This window comes from Pseudomonas putida NBRC 14164 (assembly GCF_000412675.1).
GTDB classification, from domain to species: Bacteria; Pseudomonadota; Gammaproteobacteria; order Pseudomonadales; family Pseudomonadaceae; genus Aquipseudomonas; species Aquipseudomonas putida.
In genome coordinates, this window is record NC_021505.1 from 898,531 (window position 1) to 917,299 (window position 18,769).

Sequence of the window (18,769 nt, forward strand, 5' to 3'; positions counted from 1 at the left end):
GGCTGTGGGGTACCTGTGGGAGCGGGTTTACCCGCGAAGAGGCCGGTGCAGGCAACGAATAACTATCAGCCCTTCCACACCTGCGGGTTCACCAGGTCCCGCGGCCGTTCACCCAGCAGAGCCGCGCGCAGGTTCTCCATCGCGCGGTTGGCCATGGCCTCACGGGTTTCGGCAGTGGCCGAACCGATGTGCGGCAAGGTCAGCGCGTTGGGCAGTTTGAACAGCGGCGAATCGCTCAGCGGCTCTTTCTCGTACACATCCAGGCCTGCCCCACGAATGGTGCCGTTCTGCAGCGCTTCGATCAGCGCGGCTTCGTCCACCACCGGCCCGCGTGCGATGTTGATCAGGAACGCGCTTGGTTTCATCAGCTTCAGTTCACGCGCACTGATCAACTTGCGGGTGGCGTCGGACAATGGCACCACAATGACGACGAAGTCCGCTTCTGCCAGCAACTGCTCCAGGCTGCGGAACTGCGCGCCCAGCTCTTGCTCCAGCGCGGTCTTGCGGCTGTTGCCCGCGTAGATGACCGGCATGTTGAAGCCGAACCGGCCGCGACGGGCAATGGCGGCTCCGATGTTGCCCATACCGACGATACCCAGCGTCTTGCCATGCACATCGCTGCCGAAGAGGGCCGGGCCCACGGTGGCCTGCCAGTTGCCGGCCTTGGTCCAGGCATCCAGTTCGGCAGTGCGGCGGGCGCAGCCCATGACCAGCGAGAAGCCCAGGTCGGCGGTGCTTTCGGTGAGTACATCGGGGGTGTTGGTCAGGGCGATGCCGCGTTCGTTGAAGTAGTCCAGGTCGTAGTTGTCGTAGCCGACCGACACACTGGACACCACCTCCAGCCTGGCCGCGCCTTCAAGCTGCGCACGGCCCAGCTTGCGCCCGACACCGATCAGACCGTGGGCCTCCGGCAGGGCCTCGTTGAACTGGGCGTTGATGTCGCCCAGCTTGGGGTTGGGCAAAATCACGTTGAAGTCTTGCTGCAGGCGCTCGGCCATGGCCGGGGTGATACGGCTGAAGGCCAGGACGGTCTTTTTCATCGGGCAACTTCTCTGCAAGGCGGGGGTAGGTAATGGTTAGCAACCTACCATTGTCCACCCCCGCAATGCAGCAGCTTTTTAGTTGGCGATCAGCACCTGATGGGTTTTCAGGTCCGCCTCATGGGCCGCGAGAATCTCCGGTAGCGAGTTGCGCAGGTACTCGACCCACGTCTTGATCTTGGCATCCAGGTACTGCCGCGACGGGTAGATGGCGTACAGGTTCAGCTCCTGCAGGCGGTATTCGGGCAGCACCCGCACCAGGCTGCCATCCCGCAGGCCGTCGATGGCCGAATAGATCGGCAGCACGCCTACGCCCATGCCGCTGCGGATGGCAGTCTTCATGGCATCAGCTGTATTGACCATGAACGGCGAACTGGTGATGTTGACCATCTCCTGGCCTTCCGGGCCGTCGAACAGCCATTTTTCCAGCGGGATCACCGGGCTGACCATGCGCAGGCAGGCGTGCTTGAGCAGGTCGGCGGGCTTTTGCGCACTGCCGTGGCGAGCGATGTAGTCGGGCGAGGCGCAGACGATGCTGTAGGTGATGCCCAGGCGCTGCGACACGAACCCGGAGTCGGGCAGTTCGGTGGCCAGCACGATGGACACGTCATAGCCCTCGTCAAGCAGGTCGGGCACGCGGTTGGCCATGGTCAGGTCGAAGGTGACGTCCGGGTGCGATTCGCGGTAGCGGGCAATGGCATCGACCACGAAGTGCTGGCCCACCCCGGTCATCGAGTGCACCTTCAGCTGCCCGGCCGGGCGGGCATGGGCATCGCTGGCTTCGGCTTCGGCTTCTTCCACATAGGTAAGAATCTGTTCGCAGCGCATCAGGTAGCGCTTGCCGGCCTCGGTCAGCGCAATGCGGCGGGTGGTACGGTTGAGCAGCCTTGTTTGCAGATGGGCTTCCAGGTTGGAGACCGCCCGCGACACGTTCGCGGTGGTCGTATCGAGTTGCGCGGCAGCAGCGGTAAAGCTGCCAAGCTGGGCTACGCAACTGAAAGCACGCATGTTTTGCAGGGTGTCCATGGGTCACTCTCGATGTAGAGGACAAAATTGTGTCACGAAGTAACGCAGAAAAGCTGAAAAGTTGCCTTCGACCAAAGGCGGATTATCGCTGTTTTGGTAACAAAGATTCGCAGGAATCTGCGCTTATCGCCAGTGCTGCCGCCCCCTAGAATTGCCCAGCCCCCTTCACCTCTTCCTCGGGAAATCGCAGCTGTGCCGCGTCGCATCATCAGAACGCTCAATGCGTTCAGTGCCTGTGCCCTTGCCCTCACCTTGAGTGGCTGTATCGGAACCTGGGGCATCGCCCCGCAAAGCAAGACGCTGCAAGCCAATACCTTGACCACCGACGCGGCCATACGCGAAGCCGCGACCGACGCCCATTGGCCCGACCAGCAGTGGTGGCACGCCTATGGCGACCCGCAGCTGGATCGCTGGATTACCCTGGCCGTGGCCGGCAGCCCGAGCCTGGCGATGGCAGCAGCGCGGGTACGTGAGGCCAAGGCCATGGCCGGCGTGGTCGAGTCGGCGGAAAAGCTCCAGGCCAACGGCCAGGCCACCCTCAAGCGCCACAACTGGCCTGAAGACCAGTTCTACGGCCCGGGCGCGCTGTCGGGCGCCAACACCTGGGACAACAACGCCGCCATCGGCTTCAGCTACGCCCTCGACCTCTGGGGCCGCGAACGCAATGCCAGCGAGCAGGCCGTCGACCAGGCACACATGAGCGTGGCCGAAGCCCGCCAGGCGCAGCTGGAGCTACAGAACAACGTGGTGCGCGCCTATATCCAGCTGAGCCTGCATTTTGCCCAGCGCGATATCGTCAAGGCCGAACTGGAGCAGCAGGAGCAGATCCTGGCCCTGGCCAAACGCCGCCTGGATGCCGGCATCGGTACCCATTTCGAAGTCAGCCAGGCCGAAGCGCCGCTGCCGGAAACCCACCGCCAGCTCGACAGCCTGAACGAAGACATTGCCCTGACCCGCAACCAGCTGGCCGCACTGGCCGGCAAGGGCCCGGGGGAGGGCGCGCAATTGCAGCGCCCGGCCCTGGCCTTGGCCGCGCCGTTGAAACTGCCATCGAACCTGCCTGCCGAACTGGTCGGCCAGCGTCCCGACGTGGTCGCCAGCCGCTGGCAGGTGGCCGCCCAGGCGCGAGGTATCGACGTCGCCCACGCCGGCTTTTTCCCCAACGTCGACCTGGTTGGCAGCCTCGGCTTCATGGCCACCGGCGGTGGCCCGCTGGAATTCTTGACCGGGCGCAAGTTCAACTACAACGTCGGGCCGGCCATCAGCTTGCCGATCTTCGACGGTGGCCGCCTGCGCTCGGAACTGGGTGTGGCCTCGGCGGGGTATGACGTGGCTGTGGCCCGTTACAACCAGACCGTGGTGGGGGCACTGAAGAACATCTCCGACCAGTTGATCCGCCGCGAGTCGATGAAAGAACAGTCGCACTTCGCTGCCGAGTCGGTTGCCGCCGCGCAGAAAACCTATGACATCGCCATGGTCGCCTTTCAGCGCGGCCTTACCGACTACCTGAACGTGCTCAACGCGCAGACCTTGCTGTTCCGCCAGCAACAGGTGCAGCAGCAGGTGCAGGCCGCCCGTCTGATCGCCCATGCCGAGCTGGTGACCGCCCTGGGTGGTGGCCTGCAGGCCGGTCAGGATGCGCCGAAAGAGGAACGCCAGGCCGCGCCGAAAACCCCGGCCACCCTGGCCATTTTCGACAAGAAGCCGGATAACGCCGAATGAGCACTTCCAGTTTGCCCGTGCGCTGGCTGCAAAGCCTGGAGTGGCGCCGGGGCTTCTTTGCCTGGGCACGCACCGACGGCGTGACCTGGGTGTACATCTTCAAGGTGCTGGCCGCCGCGTTCATCACCCTGTGGCTGGCCATGCGCCTGGAGCTGCCGCAACCGCGCACAGCCATGATCACCGTGTTCATCGTCATGCAGCCGCAAAGCGGGCATGTGTTCGCCAAGAGCTTCTACCGGGTGCTCGGCACCCTGGCCGGCTCGGCGATGATGGTGGCCCTGATCGCCATCTTCCCGCAGAACACCGAGCTGTTCCTGCCTAGCCTGGCGCTGTGGGTGGGCCTGTGCTCGGCCGGCGCCATGCGCTACCGCACCTTCCGCGCCTATGGCTTTGTGCTGGCCGGCTACACCGCTGCGATGATCGGCCTGCCAGTGCTGCAGCACCCTGACCAGGCATTCATGGCCGCGGTATGGCGGGTGCTGGAAATTGCCCTGGGGATTCTGGTGTCGACCTTCGTCAGCGCCGCAATCCTGCCGCAGTCGGCCAGTGCTGCCATGCGCAACGCTTTGTACCAGCGCTTTGGCGTGTTCGCCGGGGTGGTGGTCGAGGCCCTGCGTGGCGATAGCCAGAAGGACCGTTTCGAGAGCAGCAACGTGCGCTTCGTTGCCGAGGCCGTGGGCCTTGAGAGCCTGCGCAACGTCACCGCCTTCGAAGACCCGCACATGCGTCGCCGCAGTGGCCGGCTGGTACGGATGAACAGCGAGTTCATGGCCATCACCACGCGCTTCAACGCCCTGCACCGGTTGCTCGAACGCCTGCGCGCACGTGGCCCATTGCAGATCGTCAGCGCCATCGAACCGGGCCTGAACACCCTGGTGGAGCTGCTGCAGCCTTACGTGGGCCGGGCGTTGACCGACGCCGATGCACTGCGCCTGACCCTGGAGCTGGCGGCCTACAAGGAAGGCCTGCAAGCCCAGGTGCGCGGGCTGCGCGCCGAGTACCTGGCGACCGAGCCCAGCGAATCCGACCTGCTCGACTTCCACACTGCGTTCGAACTGCTGTACCGCTTCGTCGACGAGATGTACAGCTACGCCGAAACCCACGCCTCGCTGGCTGCGCACAAGCACGAACGCGAGCAGTGGGACGAGCCCTACGTGGCGCAGACCAGCTGGCTGGTGTCGTTGGCTGCAGGTATCCGCGCTTCGGCGGTGCTGTTGCTGCTGGGCAGCTACTGGCTGCTCAGTGACTGGCCCAGTGGCGCCATGATGACCCTGATCGCCACCGTCACCGTGGGCCTCTCGGCGGCCTCGCCGAACCCTAAGCGCATGTCGTTCCAGATGGCCTGCGGCACCGCCATCGGAGCTTTCATCGGCTTTTTCGAAACCTTCTTCGTGTTCCCCTGGATCGACGGCTTCCCGCTGCTGTGCATGGTGCTGGCGCCGGTGTTCGTGCTGGGCGCGTTTCTCTCGTCACGCCCGGCCTATGCCGGTTACGGCATCGGCCTGCTGGTGTTCTTTGCGATTGGCTCGGTGCCGAACAACCTCACTGTGTATGACCCGTACACCTTCATCAACGACTACATCGGCATGGTCATCGGCATGTTTGTCTGCGCCGCCGCCGGGGCGATCATCCTGCCGCCCAACAGCCGCTGGTTGTGGAGCCGCCTGGAGCAAGAGCTGCGCGAGCAGGTGCTGTTTGCCATCAGCGGGCGCCTGCGCGGCATCGGCACGGCCTTCGAAAGCCGCACCCGCGACCTGTTGCACCAGGCCTATGGCCTGGCGGCCGGCAAGCCGCAGGTGCAGAGCCAGCTGATGGGCTGGATGTTCACCGTGCTGGAAATCGGCCACGCCGTGATCGAGCTGCGCAAGGAACAAGCCCGCGCACCGGTGCACCCGGCCTACGCCGAGTCGCAGCCGTGGCGCCAGGCCATCCGCGTCATGGGCCGTGCCTTGACGCGGTTGTTCTTGCAGCCCAGTGCGAGCAACCACGAACGCGCCCTGGTCGCCGTGGACCATGCCATTGCCCGCGTGCAGGCCACCGACGAACCGTTCGCCCGGCACTTCGACACCTCGGTACTGCGCCGCGCGCAAAGCTACCTGCACTTCATCCGTTCCTCCTTGCTGGACCCACAGTCGCCACTGGCACCGGCGAAAGGATTGCACCATGCCCCGTGAAATCGCCTTCCATGGCGTGTACATGCCCACCATGACCTTGATGTTCCTGTTCGCCCTTGGCCTGGCCTGGGGCCTGGACCGGTTCATCGCCAGCCATGATGGCTACCGCTTCTTCTGGCACCCGGCGCTGTTGCGCCTGAGCCTGTTCGTCTGCCTGTTCGGCGCCATGGCGCTTACTGTCTACTGGTGAGAAACCTTCGATGAAAAAGTTCTTCAGCCTGATCGCCACCCTGCTGGTGCTGGTCGCTGCCGTGGCCATCGGTCGCCAGCTGTGGCTGCACTACATGACCACGCCATGGACCCGCGACGGTCGCGTGCGCGCCGACATCATCAACGTCGCCGCCGACGTACCGGGTTACGTGGTGGATGTGCCGGTCAAGGACAACCAGCGGGTGAAGAAGGGCGACCTGCTGATCCAGATCGACCCCGAGCACTACCAACTGGCGGTCGACCAGGCCAAAGCCATGGTCGCCTCGCGCAAGGCCACCTGGGAAATGCGCAAGGTCAACGCCAAGCGCCGTGCCGACATGGACAACCTGGTGATCTCCAAGGAAAACCGCGACGACGCCAGCAATATCGCCAACTCCGCCCAGGCCGATTACCAGCAAGCCCTTGCCGAACTGGCTGCAGCCGAGCTGAACCTCAAGCGCACCCATATCGTCGCCACGGTGGATGGCTACGTGACCAACCTGAACATCCACAGGGGCGACTATGCGCGCACGGGTGAGGCGGTGATGGCGGTGGTCGACGAAAATTCGTTCTGGGTCTACGGGTTCTTCGAGGAAACCAAGCTGCCCCACGTGAAGGTGGGTGACCAGGCCGAGTTGCAGATGATGAGCGGCGAGCGCATCAAAGGGCATGTAGAGAGCATCGCCCGTGGTATCTATGACCGCGACAACCCACAAAGCCGCGAGCTGATCGCCGACGTGAACCCCACCTTCAACTGGGTGCGCCTGGCGCAGCGGGTGCCGGTACGTATTCACATCGATGAAGTGCCGGAAGGGTTTTTGCTGGCGGCGGGGACGACGTGCACGGTGGTAGTCAAGCCTGGCGAAGGTTGACCTTCGCAACCATCCCGGCCTCCCGCATCATCTGTGGGAGCCCTGCTGATGCATGCGTATTAGCCAGTCGGCTCAATCTGCGGCAGCCTCTTGCAGCAACTGGTCCCAATCGTCCGGTGGGTGGCCGCCATGCAACATCTTTTGAAAGACCTTGTAAGCATCGTCGCTACTTTCGCAGGCCCGCTTGCTCGACTCGTCATTGACCCAGGCCAGCACGATGATCCTGCTGGGGGTGTGGTAGCGGAAGAACAACCGGTACTGCTGGAAGAACTTTGCTCTGAACCAGTGCTTGTGGTCACCGCCAAGTGTTGCCCCTTGCCGGTATTCGGGTTTGGTCGGGTCTTGAGGGATTACATCGAACGCCAACCGCCGGATGGCGGCCAGCCTTTTAAAGGCATTTCTTCTCGTATAACCCGTTGGGTCTTTGTCCCGTTGAGCCTCGACTTGAGCGCTTAGCGCGTCCAGTTTGGCCAGGAACAGCGGGTGGGCAATGACAGTCCATCCATGAATAACCAGAGGCTTCCTGCTCGCATCACTCATTCATCGTCCGCCGACAGAGGTTGATCCAGGTCGACCTCCGCGTCGCCGACAAGCTTGTCGAGGCGCGCGATGAGGCCAGCATCGACAACCTGCAGCCGTTGAGGGTTGGTAGCGATATCGTGCGCCAGGAAATCCAGAAATTTGCCCAGTACCGGATCGTCCTCGGTTGCCTCTGCGCGGGTGAGTATCACCCCACCGTCGGGGCGAATCGAATAATGGATCTTGTCACGTTTTTTCAAGCCCAAGGCGCGCCGCACCGTTTCGGGAACAGTGGTTTGATAGCGATCGGTCAGCGTGGACTCGACGTCGAAGGTGGCAGCCATGGGTAATGTCCTGTGGGTGACAGCGATACAGTGCAAGGTAATGCGATTGCATTGCCTCGTCAATGCAGGTGCATTACCACGGTGATGAGCGGTCAGGCAGAGCCCACCAACACTGGCATGTCTACCCGGTCAATCACCTTCGCGCTGATTGACGGGTCCAGCAACCGCCCCAACCGCGACAGGTGGCGGTGGCCCATGATGATCAGTTCGCAGTTCAATTCCCGCGCTTTGGCCACAATCGCTTCGACCGGCTGGCCGGCCACCATGCAGCCCTGGCTGGTGAAGCCGGCGTGCTGCAGCTCCCGTACGGCCTCGGCTACGGCGTGGTCGGCATGCTGCTGTTCCTCGCAGGCGGCGGGGTATTCTTCCAGTTCCTCGGCGGTGTAGGGCGCAGGTTGCTCATGCACGGCGAAGGTGGAATCGATGGCCAGCAGCACGTGCAGTTCGTGTTCACCGGGGCGGCAGTAGCGGCGGGCGAGGGTGAGCAGGGCGCTGGAAGCGGGGGAGGCGTCGATGGCGATCAGGACGGGGCTGGGCATTGGGGATCCTTGTACAAGGCTGGCTGAATGGGTGCCTGTTCTAGCCTCTTCGCGGGTAAACCCGCTCCCACAGTTATTCCACAGTATTTCAAACCTGCGCCGTCCCTGTGGGAGCGGGTTTACCCGCGAAGAGGGTGAACCTGCCATGCCACATTCTTGGCTCAGTCCACTCAGTGAATAAATGCCCCACCACGCAAGAGCGCATTGCGTCTGATGCAATCCACCAACCTGCTACCATCGCGTTTCTCGCAGCTGTAACGGAAAACGGCCATGCAACTCCCGGACATGAACCTGCTCGTCGCCCTCGATGCCTTGCTCGACGAGGGCAGCGTGGTGGGCGCAGCGCAGCGCATGAACCTGAGCCCGGCGGCCATGAGCCGGACATTGGGGCGTATCCGCGATGCCTTGGGTGACCCGATTCTGGTGCGCGCCGGCCGTGGCCTGGTGCCTACGCCCCGTGCGTTGGCCCTGCGCGAGCAGGTGCATGGCCTGGTGGAGCAGGCCGGGCAGGTGTTCCGCAGCCGTGACGATGTCGACCTGGTGAACCTGGACCGTGCCTTCAACATCCGCACCAATGATTTGTTCATTGCCCTTTACGGCGCCCAGCTGCTGCGCATGATGCTGGCCCAGGCGCCGCGTACGGTGTTGCGGTTTGTCCCGGAGGGCAGTGGTGACGATGATGCAGTGCTGCGCAACGGGCATATCGACCTGATCATCAGCTCAGCCATTGAGCTGGGCCCGGAAATCAAGGTGCAGAGCCTGTTCAATACTTACTTTGTAGGCCTGGCGCGTGTGGGCCACCCGATCTTCGACGCCCCGATCACCCCTGAGCGTTTTGCCGCCTACCCGCAGATCAGCGTGTCTCGACGCGGCCGTGCCAACGGGCCGATCGATGTGGCGTTGGCCAACCACAAGGTGGAGCGGCGCGTGGCCCTGATCACCACCAGCTTCCACTCGGCGATGTTCTCGCTGCCGGATTCGGACCTGATCCTGCCGATACCCGCCAATATCCTCAACAGTGTGCAGCGGTTGAAGTTGCCATTGCGCTCGTTCGAGATCCCGGTGCCGTTGGAGAAGGTCAATGTGATGCAGGCGTGGCACCCGCGCTTCGACAACGACCCCGCGCACCGTTGGTTGCGCCAGACGTTGAAAGCCTGTGGCCGCATCGATCCGTGATTCAGGCATGGATTGCGTCTGACGCAATATACAACTACCGACAAGTCAGTTTTCGTCAGCATTCGACCTTCTTAAACTTGCCCCAGCCCTGAAATTGTTGCTGGAGATGTATTCTCATGACTTCCCTGACGGCGCCCTCTGCGGCGCTGGCCGCCGCCCCCGCGCCGGCCGCGCCTGCGCAGACGGCGTTTGGCCTGCAGGTGGTGGTCGGGCTGTTCGGTGTGTTGCTGGCCGTGCTGTGTGCAGGCCTCAACGAGTCGGTCACCAAGATTTCCCTTGCCGATATCCGCGGTGCAATGGGCATCGGTGCCGACGAAGGCGCCTGGTTGCTGGCGGTGTACAGCGCCGCCTCGGTCTCGGCCATGGCCTTTGCGCCGTGGCTGGCCACCACCTTCTCGCTGCGGCGCTTCACCATGAGCGCCATCGCCCTGTTTGCCGTACTTGGCCTGCTGCAACCGTTCGCCCCCAACCTGCACAGCCTGATGTTGCTGCGGGTGCTGCAGGGCTTTGCCTCGGGGGCCTTGCCACCGATGCTGATGAGCGTGGCCCTGCGCTTTTTGCCGCCGGGTATAAAGGTTTACGGCCTGGCCTGCTATGCCCTGACCGCCACCTTCGGCCCCAACCTCGGCACGCCGCTGGCGGGGCTGTGGACCGAGTACGTCGGCTGGCAATGGGCGTTCTGGCAGATCATCCTGCCCTCGCTGCTGGCCATCGTCTGCGTCGGCTGGGGCCTGCCGCAAGACCCGCTGCGTCTGGAGCGTTTCAAGCAGTTTGACTGGCGTGGCGTACTGCTCGGGCTGCCGGCCATCAGTTCCATCGTGCTGGGCCTGTCGCTGGGCGACCGCTGGGGCTGGTTCGATTCGCCGCTGATCTGCTGGCTGCTGGGCGGTGGCCTGCTGTTGCTGGTGCTGTTCATGTACAACGAGTGGTCCGAGCCGCTGCCGTTCTTCCAGTTGCGCATGCTAAAGCGGCGCAACCTGAGTTTTGCCCTGGTGACCCTGGCCGGTGTGCTGATCGTACTGTCGGGTGTGGGCAGCATCCCCTCGGCCTACCTGGCGCAGATCCAGGGCTACCGCCCTGCGCAGACCAGCCCGCTGATGATGCTGGTGGCCATGCCGCAGCTGATCGCCCTGCCGCTGACCGCAGCGCTGTGCAACATCCGCGCGGTGGACTGCCGCTGGGTGCTGGGCATCGGCCTGGCGATGCTGGCGGTGTCCTGTATCGGCAGCAGCCTGATGACCAGCGAGTGGATCCGTGGCGACTTCTACCCGTTCTACCTGCTGCAGGTGTTCGGCCAGCCAATGGCGGTGCTGCCGTTGCTGATGCTGTCCACCAACGGCATGACCCCGCAGGAAGGTCCGTTCGCCTCCAGCTGGTTCAACACCGTGAAAGGCCTGGCCGCAGTGATCGCCGGTGGCCTGCTGGATGCCCTTGGCACCTTGCGCCGGCATTTCCATTCCAACCACCTGGTGGACAGCCTGGGCAATGCCCCGCTGGTTGACGACAGCGCTGCCGGCCTGGCCAGGCGCATCCACGACCAGGCGCTGGTACTCACTTCCGCCGACCTGTACCTGGTCATGGCCTGCATTGCCGTGGCCCTGATCTGCCTGATTCCTTTCGTGCCTACCCGGGTCTATCCGCCGCGTGCGGTGGCCTGAACCCTGGATGAATTCGAGAACATCTGAAATGACCAACAACCGCAAAACCCTGTTCATCGGCTCGGTGCTGGCCGTGGCCGTGCTGGCTGGCATCGTCGGCCCCTGGATGTTTGGCAGCGACCATCGCCAGAGCACCAACGACGCCTATGTGATCGCCGACTACACCGTGGTCGCGCCCAAGGTGGCCGGCTTTATCAAGGAAGTGCTGGTGGAGGACAACCAGCAGGTTACGGCCGGCCAGTTGCTGGCGACCATCGACCCCCGCGATTACCAGGCCGCCCTGGACGCCGCACAGGCGCAGTTGCTGGTGGCCCAGGCGCAAAGCGCCGATGCCCGCGCCACCCTTGAGCGCCAGGCATCGTTGATTGCCCAGGCCGAGGCTGCTGTCAAAGCCGCCCAGGCCGAAGCGGCGTTCGCCGACCACGAGGTCAACCGCTACAGCCGCCTGGCCGAGCAGGGCGCCGGTACCGTGCAGAACGCCCAGCAGGCGCGCAGCGGTGTAGACCAGGCCCGTGCACGCCTGGCAAATGCCCAGGCAGCGTTAGTGGCGGCGCGCAAGCAGGTGGACATTCTCACGGCCCAAGTGGCCAGCGCCGATGGCCAGCTGAAACGTGCCGAAGCGGGCGTGGAAAAGGCCCAGCTCGACCTGTCCTACACACGCATTACTGCGCCGGTGGACGGCATGGTGGGCGAGCGCGCACTGCGCATAGGCGCCTACGTCAACCCGGGTGCCCGCCTGCTGTCGGTGGTGCCGTTGCAACAGGCCTATGTGGTCGGCAACTTCCAGGAAACCCAGCTGACCCACGTGCAGCCTGGCCAGCCGGTGAGCATCAGCGTCGACACCTTCTCCGGCGAAAAGCTGCAAGGCCATGTGGAAAGCATCGCCCCGGCCACCGGCGTCACCTTCGCCGCCGTCAAACCGGACAACGCCACTGGCAACTTCACCAAGGTGGTGCAGCGCATTCCGGTGAAGATCGTCTTCGATGACGGCCAGCCGCTGCTCACCCGCCTGCGTGTGGGCATGTCGGTAGAAGCGACCATCGATACCCATGGCGACAAGCTGGACGGCAAAGAGGTGAGCGCACGATGAAACCGGCATTACGCTTGAGCCCGTTGCTGCTGGCCGTGTTGCTGGCCGGCTGCACCATGGGCCCGGACTTCTTGCGCCCCGACAGCCAGGCACCGCAGCAGTGGGCGCCGCTGCAAGGCGAAGCGGCGGCCAGCCAGCCGCAGGCCGAACCGCTGGAACTGCGCTGGTGGGAAACCTTCCATGACGCACAGCTCAGTGCCTTGATCCAGCGCGTTGCCGAGCGCAACCTCGACCTGCAAATGGCCAGTGCACGGTTGCTGCAAAGCCGCGCCCTGCGCAGTACCGTGGCCGCCGATGAAGTGCCGTCGGTGGATGCAAACGCCGGCTACAGCCGCGCCCGCAACAGCGCCGAAGGCCTGAGCGATCCGTCTGGCAAGGCGGGCAAAGCGGCGTACAACCTTTGGCAGGGCGACCTGGTGGCCGGTTGGGAGCTGGACCTGTGGGGGCGCGTGCGGCGCCAGGTCGAGGCTGCCGATGCCACCGTCGAAGTGGCCGAGAACGACCGCCGGGGAGTGCTGCTGGCCCTGCTTTCGGAAACCGCCGGCAATTACATCCAGCTGCGCGCCGTGCAGCACACACTGGATGTGACGCAGGACAACCTGAAGGTTGCCCAGCACAGCCTGAAGCTTTCCCAGAACCGCCAGGCCGAAGGCGTTGCCACGCGCCTGGACGTGGCCCAGGCCAGCGCCCAGGTTGCTTCGATCGAGTCGCGATTGCCAAGCCTTGAAGCCCGTCGTGATGACCTGATCAACGCGCTCAGCTTGCTTGCCGCCGAACCACCGCGCAGCTTGCAGGCCGAATTGCTGCAGGGCGGCGAGCTGCCCGCGCCGCAGCAGAAGTTCGCCATCGGCGTGCCGTCCGAATTGGCCGAGCGCCGCCCTGACATCCGCCAGGCCGAAGCCCGCCTGCATGCCGCCACCGCCAGCATTGGCGTGGCCAAGGCGGATTTCTACCCGAGCATCCGGCTGTCGGGCAGTGTCGGCTTCCAGGCCATGCAGTTGTCTGATTTCGGTGGCTGGGATTCGCGCCGTTTTGCCTTCGGGCCGCAGCTGTCGCTGCCGATCTTCGAGGGCGGCCGGCTCAAGGGCACCCTGGAACTGCGCGAGGCGCAGCAGCAGGAAGCGGCGCTGAACTACCGCAAGGTGGTGCTGGGTGCCTGGCATGAAATTGACGATGTGCTTCGCCTCTACAACGCCAGCCAGTTGCGCCGTGACCACCTGGCCGAGGCCGTGCGGCAGAACCGCATCGCCCTGGAAACTGCCCAGCGCCAGTATGTGGAAGGGGCGGTGGACTTTCTCAATGTGCTGACGGTGCAGGGCGCATTGCTGGCCAGCGAGGAGCAGTGGATCGACAGCTCAGCGGCGGTGTCGCAGGCGTTGGTGGGGCTTTACAAGGCCTTGGGTGGTGGCTGGCAGGCGTTTGACGAGCAGCCCGCGAAGAAAGCGTAAAGGCAGGGGCCGCTTTGCGGCCCATCGCGGCACAAGGCCGCTCCTACAGGCGATCGCGGTCCCCTGTAGGAGCGGCCTTGTGCCGCGATGGGCTGCAAAGCAGCCCCAGGGCAGCCGAGATCTCAGAGCGGGCGCAGCAGGCCAAAGCGCTTGCGCAGTGCCCAATCCAGCAACCGCCGTGGCAGCAACCTCGCCATCATCGGCAACGCCGTACTGCCATTCCCCAACCGCACCACCCCCGGTACCGGCGACTTGCCGACTGCCGCCAACACACCCTGGGCAAACACCGCCGCCGAAGTCGGCCTGTCCTGCGAAGCCCGCGCCCGCGCCTGGACATGTTCACGCAACGGCCACCATGGTGAGTCCGCCGCCAGTACCTGCTCGGCCTGGCGCTGGGCATTGTTGGCGAACTGCGTGTCTATCGCCCCCGGCTGCACTTCCATCACCTGCACACCGAACGGTGCCAGTTCCAGGCGCAAGGCATCGCTCAGCGCATGCACGGCCGCTTTCGAGGCGCAGTAGGCACCGGCGAATGGCGTGACCAGCACACCGGAAACGCTGCCGATGTTCACCACCGTTGCGCGTGAGCGGCGCAGCAGCGGGAACAGCGCGCGGGTCACGCCGACCACGGCGAACACGTTGGTTTCGAACTGTTGGCGCAGGGCCTCCACACCACCGTCCAGCAACGGGCCCATGGCGCCGTAGCCGGCATTGTTGATCAGGATATCCAGGGTTTCGAGTTCTTCGGCCAGGCGGGCGAGGGCCTCGCTGTCGTTCACATCCAGTTGCCGGGCAGTGAAGCCGGCGGCGTTCAGCACTTCAACATCCTCTGCCTTGCGAGCAGTGGCCCAGACGTGGTGGCCGGCATCGCGAAAGGCGTCGGCGAGGGCGCGGCCGATGCCGCTGGAACAACCGGTGATCAGGACGGTGGGCATGGTTGGGGCCTGTTGTAAGGAGGATTGGTTTTCCTGTGCCGGCCTCTTCGCGGGTGAACCCGCTCCCACAGGTACCCCACAGACGCGAAAGGGCCGGTACAGGCGATATATCAATTGGCAAATGTACCTTGCAGGTGCTCGGCACGAAATTCCAGGGTCTGTGGCCGGTACCCGGCGCGCAGGGGGGGCAGCGGCAGGCAGTCCTTCCACTCGGCCCCCGGCTGCAAATCACCCGGCCCCCGGTAGCGCGGGGCGTTGTAGGTGCTTTCGGCCAGGTTCACCGTGTCGCCTGGTGCGTATGCTGCCACTCGCCAGCGCAGTTCGGTCAGCGGGGCCTTGTTGCCGTTTTTCATGTGTACCTGCAACGCACGGTCGGCCGGGCATTGTTCGGGGGCATAGGCAAGGCGCAGGTCCAGCCGGGCCAGTTGCGAGGTTTCGCGGTTGTCTTGCCAGGCGACGAACAGCGCCACCAGGCCGAGGCCAAACACGGCGGCCAGCGAGATCGGCAGGGCCTTGGCCGGGTAGCGCAACAGCAGTACCAGCCAGGTAAGGATGAGGAAGGCACCGATGATCATGGGGCTTGCAGACCTTGAATGCGCGGGGTCTGACCATCGTAGCCTGAAATGGGGGAGGGCTCAAAAGCGCGAAGCCCGCTCCCAGCCTTTGTGGGAGCGGGCTTGTCCCGCGAAAGGGCCGCAAAGCGGCCCCAAGGTTCACTTATTGGGCAATGGTCTTGACCGATACCCCACGCTCGACCGGCGTGGAAGTGCGCCCGTACACATCTTCGAAGCGCTCGATGTCATCCTCGCCCAGGTAGCTGCCGGACTGCACTTCGATGATCTCCAGCGGGATCTTGCCCGGGTTGCGCAGGCGGTGCACCGAAGCGATCGGGATGTAGGTCGACTGGTTCTCGGTCAGCAGGAACACGTTCTCGTCACAGGTGACCTCGGCAGTACCAGACACCACAATCCAGTGCTCTGCGCGGTGGTGGTGCATCTGCAGCGACAGACTGGCACCCGGCTTGACGGTGATGTGCTTGACCTGGAAGCGGCCGCCCATGTCCACCGAGTCGTACGAGCCCCACGGGCGATACACTTCCAGGTGGTTCTGGGTTTCAGTACGGCCCTGCTCGTCGAGGGTCTTGACCATCTGCTTGACGCCCTGGACCTTGTCCTTGTGGGCAATCATCATGGCGTCCTTGGTCTCGACCACCACGATGTTTTCCAGGCCGATCACCGACACCAGCTTGCCGTTGCCGTGGATCATGCAGTTGCGGCTGTCCTGCACCACCACGTCGCCCTTGGTGACGTTGCCGTTGTCGTCCTTCTCATGCACATCCCACAGCGACGACCAGCAGCCCACGTCGCTCCAGCCGGCCGACATCGGCACCACGCAGGCGCGCTGGGTCTTTTCCATCACCGCGTAGTCGATGGAATTGTCCGGGCAGCAGGCGAAGGTGGCTTCGTCGATGCTCAGCACATCGCCCTCTTCCTCACTGCGCTCCAGGGCCAGCACGCAGGTGTCGTAGATATCGCCGTCGTGCTTTTTCAGCTCTTCGAGGAAGCGGCTGGCGCGGAACAGGAACATGCCGCTGTTCCAGAAGTAGCCACCGGCCTGGACAAACTCGGCGGCGCGTTTCTCATCGGGTTTTTCAACAAATTGCGCCACGCGCGCCACGCCCTCGGGCAGCAGGGCGTCCTGGCTGGAGCGGATGTAGCCGTAGCCGGTTTCCGGCTTGGTCGCCGGCACGCCGAACAGCACCATTTCGCCACGCTCGGCGGCGATGGTGGCCAGGGCCAGGGCGCGCTGCAGGGCCTTCTGGTCGTCGATCACGTGGTCGGCGGGCAGCACCAGCATCAGCTCGTCGCGGCCTTCGTTGATCAGTTTCATGGCGGCCATGGCCACGGCCGGCGCGGTGTTACGGCCGAACGGCTCCATCAGGATGCCTTGGGTTTCCAGCTTCAGCGCAGCCAGCTGTTCCTGGACGATGAATTTATGGTCCTTGTTGCAGACCACGATTGGCGTGTCCATGCCTTCAAACGCCAGGCGCTCGATGGTTTGCTGGAACAGGGTGTGTTCGCCGGTCAGGGCCAGGAACTGTTTGGGGAACTGCTTGCGCGACAGAGGCCACAGACGCGAACCGCTACCACCAGAAAGAATTACCGGGATCATCATGTTTCTCCAATAGTCGTTAAAGGCAGGGGGATCAGTTGCTAGCCACGGGGCGAGTTACCCACACCGGCGACAAGGCGTTGCCGGAACCGGTTACGTACAGCACGGCGGCTTCGCCGCGCTCCAGAGCGACGGGTTTCACGTCACCCACTTTCTTGTCACCTTGGTACAGCGCCAGGTTGACCTTGACCGGGTTGATTTCGCGCTCGCCTCGGCCGTTGGCGGCCACCGGCTTGACCACTTCGGTCTTGCCGTCGGCGGTTTTCAGGGTCAGCTGCTGGTCGCTCAGGTTCTGCACGCGCACCAGGGCTTTCTGCTTGTTCTTGAACGGTGGTTCTTCGATCAGCTGCGGGTTGCCGGTGCCGCTGTTGACCAGGGTGTAGTACTTGTCCGAGGCCAGCTTCACCGGCACGCTCTTGCCGCCGACCTGGGCGGTGTAGTCACCGCCTGGCAGGAAGCTGAAGTCGCTGCTGGCCTGGGCGCCAACCTGCTTGATCTGGGTGTTGCCGACCTTTGCTGCGGCCGGTGCGCTGGCTGCGTTGTACAGGCGCACGAAGGTCGAGCCTTTCGGTGCGCTAGGGCCGTACAGGGCGGCGTCGGCACCGGCGAAGGCCTGCATGGAAGCAAGGGAAAGGCCGGCCGCGAGGGTGAGGGCTTTGGCAATGGAAGTCTTGGTAGTCATGTGCATTTCCTCTCTATCGTTCAGTGGTTCGTCCGGGTGGACGACAAGGCCAGGTTTTCTTCGGATTTACGGGAGTTTTTCAGCTGGGCGATCCACTGCGGATCGAAGCTGCTGAGGTCGTTTTTCATCGGCAGATAACGTTCGGGGAATTCCCACACCACCACTTGCGGTGCGGCGTTCTTGAAGGCATCGCTTTGCAGGTACTTGAGCATCGGCAGCAATGGGCCGTGGCCGTCTTCGGCGTAGTTGGCGACGTCGCTGCGCAGGGCCTGCTGCAGCGTGCCAAGGAAGTTCCAGTGCGGGTTGGCGCTGTAGCTGGTACCTACCAGCGCGACCGGGATCTCGTTGTTGGCGAACAGTGCATCGTCGCCTTCACCCTCGGCTTGCGCCGGGCGGGTGCTGCGTTGTTGCAGGTTGTCCGGGGCCGGCAGCAGGTTGCTGAACAGCGGGTCCAGTGGCAGGAAATTGGTCAGGTCGCCTTTGTAGGGCGCCGTGCTGCCGGCTTCGGTGACGAAGGTTTGCGGGTCACCGTTGAGCAGGTTCTGCCGGCTAACAGCCTCGGCCAGCGCCTGGGCGGCGACTTCGGCGCCCATCGGTGTCCAGTGGGTGTCGGTGCGCAGGAATACCTGGCCACGCGCTTTGGCTTGTTCCATGGCCGCTTGCAGGTCCGGGGCGAACACGTTGGCCTGGCGCACCTGGGCATGGAACTGGTTGTACAGGTCATCGTGCAGGCTGGCCGGCTGCTCCTTGCCCAGGTATTCCGAATAGAGGCGCGCCTTGGCCGGGATGATCGCCAGCACCAGCTGGCTGCCGTGCTGCTGCAAGGTGTCGCGCACGCCACGGATCAGCGCCAGGTTTTCCTGCATCAGCTGTTCGGCGCCAGCCGTGGGCTTGAACTCTTCGTCACTGAACAGCCATTGGTCGCGGCCCAGCACCACACCGGGGCGGCCCTCGTTGAACAGCTTGAAGTCCATGGCCGCCCAAAGGTTGGTGCCCAGGCGCTTGATCGGGAACTCGGCGTCGTAGTGGGTCTCGGCGGCCTTGGCCAGCTTGCCGTTGAGCAGGGTCATCTGCTCGGTGCGCTGAAAGCTTTGCAGGCCACCGGTGGACCACACGCCCATGCCCACCAGCAAACCGAGGAACGACAGGGAGTAAGTAATGCGTAATGTGCGGTTCATGTCAT

General features: G+C 64.0%; 18 protein-coding genes. 8 read left to right on the forward strand and 10 right to left on the reverse strand.

The window, feature by feature from the left end:
* Window positions 1-65: 65 nt before the first annotated feature.
* Window positions 66-1,040, reverse strand: a complete 975-nt coding sequence (locus PP4_RS03955) for a 2-hydroxyacid dehydrogenase (protein ID WP_016497986.1) — start codon at window positions 1,038-1,040, stop codon at window positions 66-68.
* Between the two features lie 78 nt (window positions 1,041-1,118).
* Window positions 1,119-2,066: a LysR family transcriptional regulator gene (locus PP4_RS03960; protein WP_016497987.1), complete on the reverse strand. Its 948-nt coding sequence runs from the start codon at window positions 2,064-2,066 to the stop codon at window positions 1,119-1,121.
* Window positions 2,067-2,258: 192 nt separating this feature from the next.
* Here PP4_RS03960 and PP4_RS03965 point away from each other — a divergent pair, with 192 nt between their 5' ends.
* The 4 genes from PP4_RS03965 to PP4_RS03980 are packed head-to-tail and all read left to right on the forward strand — an operon-like array spanning window position 2,259 to window position 7,023.
* On the forward strand, window positions 2,259-3,788 hold the full coding sequence (locus PP4_RS03965; RefSeq protein WP_016497988.1) for an efflux transporter outer membrane subunit: 1,530 nt from the start codon (window positions 2,259-2,261) through the stop codon (window positions 3,786-3,788).
* A complete protein-coding gene (locus PP4_RS03970) occupies window positions 3,785-5,962 on the forward strand; it encodes an FUSC family protein (protein ID WP_041167558.1) in 2,178 nt (725 codons plus the stop codon). The genes PP4_RS03965 and PP4_RS03970 overlap by 4 nt, the downstream gene beginning before the upstream one ends.
* Window positions 5,952-6,152 carry a DUF1656 domain-containing protein gene (locus PP4_RS03975; RefSeq protein WP_009685040.1) on the forward strand — a complete coding sequence of 67 codons (201 nt, stop codon included), beginning with the start codon at window positions 5,952-5,954 and terminating at the stop codon, window positions 6,150-6,152. The genes PP4_RS03970 and PP4_RS03975 overlap by 11 nt, the downstream gene beginning before the upstream one ends.
* Before the next feature lie 10 nt (window positions 6,153-6,162).
* Window positions 6,163-7,023 (forward strand): efflux RND transporter periplasmic adaptor subunit, encoded by an 861-nt coding sequence (locus PP4_RS03980; RefSeq protein WP_016497990.1) that lies wholly within the window; start codon window positions 6,163-6,165, stop codon window positions 7,021-7,023.
* A gap of 72 nt (window positions 7,024-7,095) precedes the next feature.
* Here the strand turns inward: PP4_RS03980 and PP4_RS03985 are convergent, their stop codons facing one another.
* The 3 genes from PP4_RS03985 to PP4_RS03995 form a co-directional block, all read right to left on the reverse strand.
* Window positions 7,096-7,563 (reverse strand): type II toxin-antitoxin system YhaV family toxin, encoded by a 468-nt coding sequence (locus tag PP4_RS03985; RefSeq protein ID WP_016497991.1) that lies wholly within the window; start codon window positions 7,561-7,563, stop codon window positions 7,096-7,098.
* On the reverse strand, window positions 7,560-7,886 hold the full coding sequence (locus PP4_RS03990) for a type II toxin-antitoxin system PrlF family antitoxin (protein ID WP_014859917.1): 327 nt from the start codon (window positions 7,884-7,886) through the stop codon (window positions 7,560-7,562). The genes PP4_RS03985 and PP4_RS03990 overlap by 4 nt, the downstream gene beginning before the upstream one ends.
* A 92-nt stretch (window positions 7,887-7,978) precedes the next feature.
* On the reverse strand, window positions 7,979-8,425 hold the full coding sequence (locus tag PP4_RS03995; protein ID WP_016497992.1) for a universal stress protein: 447 nt from the start codon (window positions 8,423-8,425) through the stop codon (window positions 7,979-7,981).
* A gap of 270 nt (window positions 8,426-8,695) precedes the next feature.
* On the opposite strand from PP4_RS03995, the gene PP4_RS04000 reads away from it, so the two are divergent.
* The 4 genes from PP4_RS04000 to PP4_RS04015 all read left to right on the forward strand — a co-directional run bounded on the left by PP4_RS04000 (window position 8,696) and on the right by PP4_RS04015 (window position 13,797).
* The gene (locus PP4_RS04000; protein ID WP_016497993.1) at window positions 8,696-9,601 is read left to right on the forward strand and encodes a LysR family transcriptional regulator; all 906 of its coding nucleotides are present in this window, start codon (window positions 8,696-8,698) and stop codon (window positions 9,599-9,601) included.
* A gap of 116 nt (window positions 9,602-9,717) precedes the next feature.
* Window positions 9,718-11,259, forward strand: coding sequence for an MFS transporter (locus PP4_RS04005; protein WP_016497994.1), 1,542 nt, complete (start codon window positions 9,718-9,720; stop codon window positions 11,257-11,259).
* 28 nt (window positions 11,260-11,287) lie between these two features.
* A complete protein-coding gene (locus PP4_RS04010; protein ID WP_016497995.1) occupies window positions 11,288-12,349 on the forward strand; it encodes an HlyD family secretion protein in 1,062 nt (353 codons plus the stop codon).
* Window positions 12,346-13,797: an efflux transporter outer membrane subunit gene (locus PP4_RS04015; RefSeq protein ID WP_016497996.1), complete on the forward strand. Its 1,452-nt coding sequence runs from the start codon at window positions 12,346-12,348 to the stop codon at window positions 13,795-13,797. Before PP4_RS04010 ends, PP4_RS04015 begins: the two co-directional genes overlap by 4 nt.
* A gap of 122 nt (window positions 13,798-13,919) precedes the next feature.
* On the opposite strand, the gene PP4_RS04020 is transcribed toward PP4_RS04015, so the two are convergent.
* From PP4_RS04020 to PP4_RS04040, 5 genes are all read right to left on the reverse strand, one after another.
* The gene (locus PP4_RS04020) at window positions 13,920-14,732 is read right to left on the reverse strand and encodes an SDR family oxidoreductase (RefSeq protein ID WP_016497997.1); all 813 of its coding nucleotides are present in this window, start codon (window positions 14,730-14,732) and stop codon (window positions 13,920-13,922) included.
* A gap of 110 nt (window positions 14,733-14,842) precedes the next feature.
* Window positions 14,843-15,307, reverse strand: a complete 465-nt coding sequence (locus tag PP4_RS04025; RefSeq protein ID WP_016497998.1) for a hypothetical protein — start codon at window positions 15,305-15,307, stop codon at window positions 14,843-14,845.
* A 142-nt stretch (window positions 15,308-15,449) separates the two neighbouring features.
* On the reverse strand, window positions 15,450-16,904 hold the full coding sequence (locus PP4_RS04030) for a mannose-1-phosphate guanylyltransferase/mannose-6-phosphate isomerase (RefSeq protein ID WP_016497999.1): 1,455 nt from the start codon (window positions 16,902-16,904) through the stop codon (window positions 15,450-15,452).
* A gap of 34 nt (window positions 16,905-16,938) precedes the next feature.
* Window positions 16,939-17,586 carry an alginate O-acetyltransferase AlgF gene (locus tag PP4_RS04035; protein WP_041167561.1) on the reverse strand — a complete coding sequence of 216 codons (648 nt, stop codon included), beginning with the start codon at window positions 17,584-17,586 and terminating at the stop codon, window positions 16,939-16,941.
* Between the two features lie 20 nt (window positions 17,587-17,606).
* Complete coding sequence (locus tag PP4_RS04040) at window positions 17,607-18,764, reverse strand: alginate O-acetyltransferase (protein ID WP_016498001.1); 1,158 nt, start codon at window positions 18,762-18,764, stop codon at window positions 17,607-17,609.
* Window positions 18,765-18,769 lie beyond the last annotated feature (5 nt).

Excerpts from the sequence above, each read along its gene's own strand:
- PP4_RS03955 (WP_016497986.1), bottom strand. The coding sequence starts at position 1,040 with ATGAAAAAGACCGTCCTGGCCTTCAGCCGTATCACCCCGGCCATGGCC.
- PP4_RS03960 (WP_016497987.1), bottom strand. The coding sequence starts at position 2,066 with ATGGACACCCTGCAAAACATGCGTGCTTTCAGTTGCGTAGCCCAGCTT.
- PP4_RS03970 (WP_041167558.1), top strand. The coding sequence starts at position 3,785 with ATGAGCACTTCCAGTTTGCCCGTGCGCTGGCTGCAAAGCCTGGAGTGG.
- PP4_RS03975 (WP_009685040.1), top strand. The coding sequence starts at position 5,952 with ATGCCCCGTGAAATCGCCTTCCATGGCGTGTACATGCCCACCATGACC.
- PP4_RS03980 (WP_016497990.1), top strand. The coding sequence starts at position 6,163 with ATGAAAAAGTTCTTCAGCCTGATCGCCACCCTGCTGGTGCTGGTCGCT.
- PP4_RS03985 (WP_016497991.1), bottom strand. The coding sequence starts at position 7,563 with ATGAGTGATGCGAGCAGGAAGCCTCTGGTTATTCATGGATGGACTGTC.
- PP4_RS03990 (WP_014859917.1), bottom strand. The coding sequence starts at position 7,886 with ATGGCTGCCACCTTCGACGTCGAGTCCACGCTGACCGATCGCTATCAA.
- PP4_RS03995 (WP_016497992.1), bottom strand. The coding sequence starts at position 8,425 with ATGCCCAGCCCCGTCCTGATCGCCATCGACGCCTCCCCCGCTTCCAGC.
- PP4_RS04000 (WP_016497993.1), top strand. The coding sequence starts at position 8,696 with ATGCAACTCCCGGACATGAACCTGCTCGTCGCCCTCGATGCCTTGCTC.
- PP4_RS04005 (WP_016497994.1), top strand. The coding sequence starts at position 9,718 with ATGACTTCCCTGACGGCGCCCTCTGCGGCGCTGGCCGCCGCCCCCGCG.
- PP4_RS04010 (WP_016497995.1), top strand. The coding sequence starts at position 11,288 with ATGACCAACAACCGCAAAACCCTGTTCATCGGCTCGGTGCTGGCCGTG.
- PP4_RS04015 (WP_016497996.1), top strand. The coding sequence starts at position 12,346 with ATGAAACCGGCATTACGCTTGAGCCCGTTGCTGCTGGCCGTGTTGCTG.
- PP4_RS04020 (WP_016497997.1), bottom strand. The coding sequence starts at position 14,732 with ATGCCCACCGTCCTGATCACCGGTTGTTCCAGCGGCATCGGCCGCGCC.
- PP4_RS04025 (WP_016497998.1), bottom strand. The coding sequence starts at position 15,307 with ATGATCATCGGTGCCTTCCTCATCCTTACCTGGCTGGTACTGCTGTTG.
- PP4_RS04030 (WP_016497999.1), bottom strand. The coding sequence starts at position 16,904 with ATGATCCCGGTAATTCTTTCTGGTGGTAGCGGTTCGCGTCTGTGGCCT.
- PP4_RS04035 (WP_041167561.1), bottom strand. The coding sequence starts at position 17,586 with ATGACTACCAAGACTTCCATTGCCAAAGCCCTCACCCTCGCGGCCGGC.
- PP4_RS04040 (WP_016498001.1), bottom strand. The coding sequence starts at position 18,764 with ATGAACCGCACATTACGCATTACTTACTCCCTGTCGTTCCTCGGTTTG.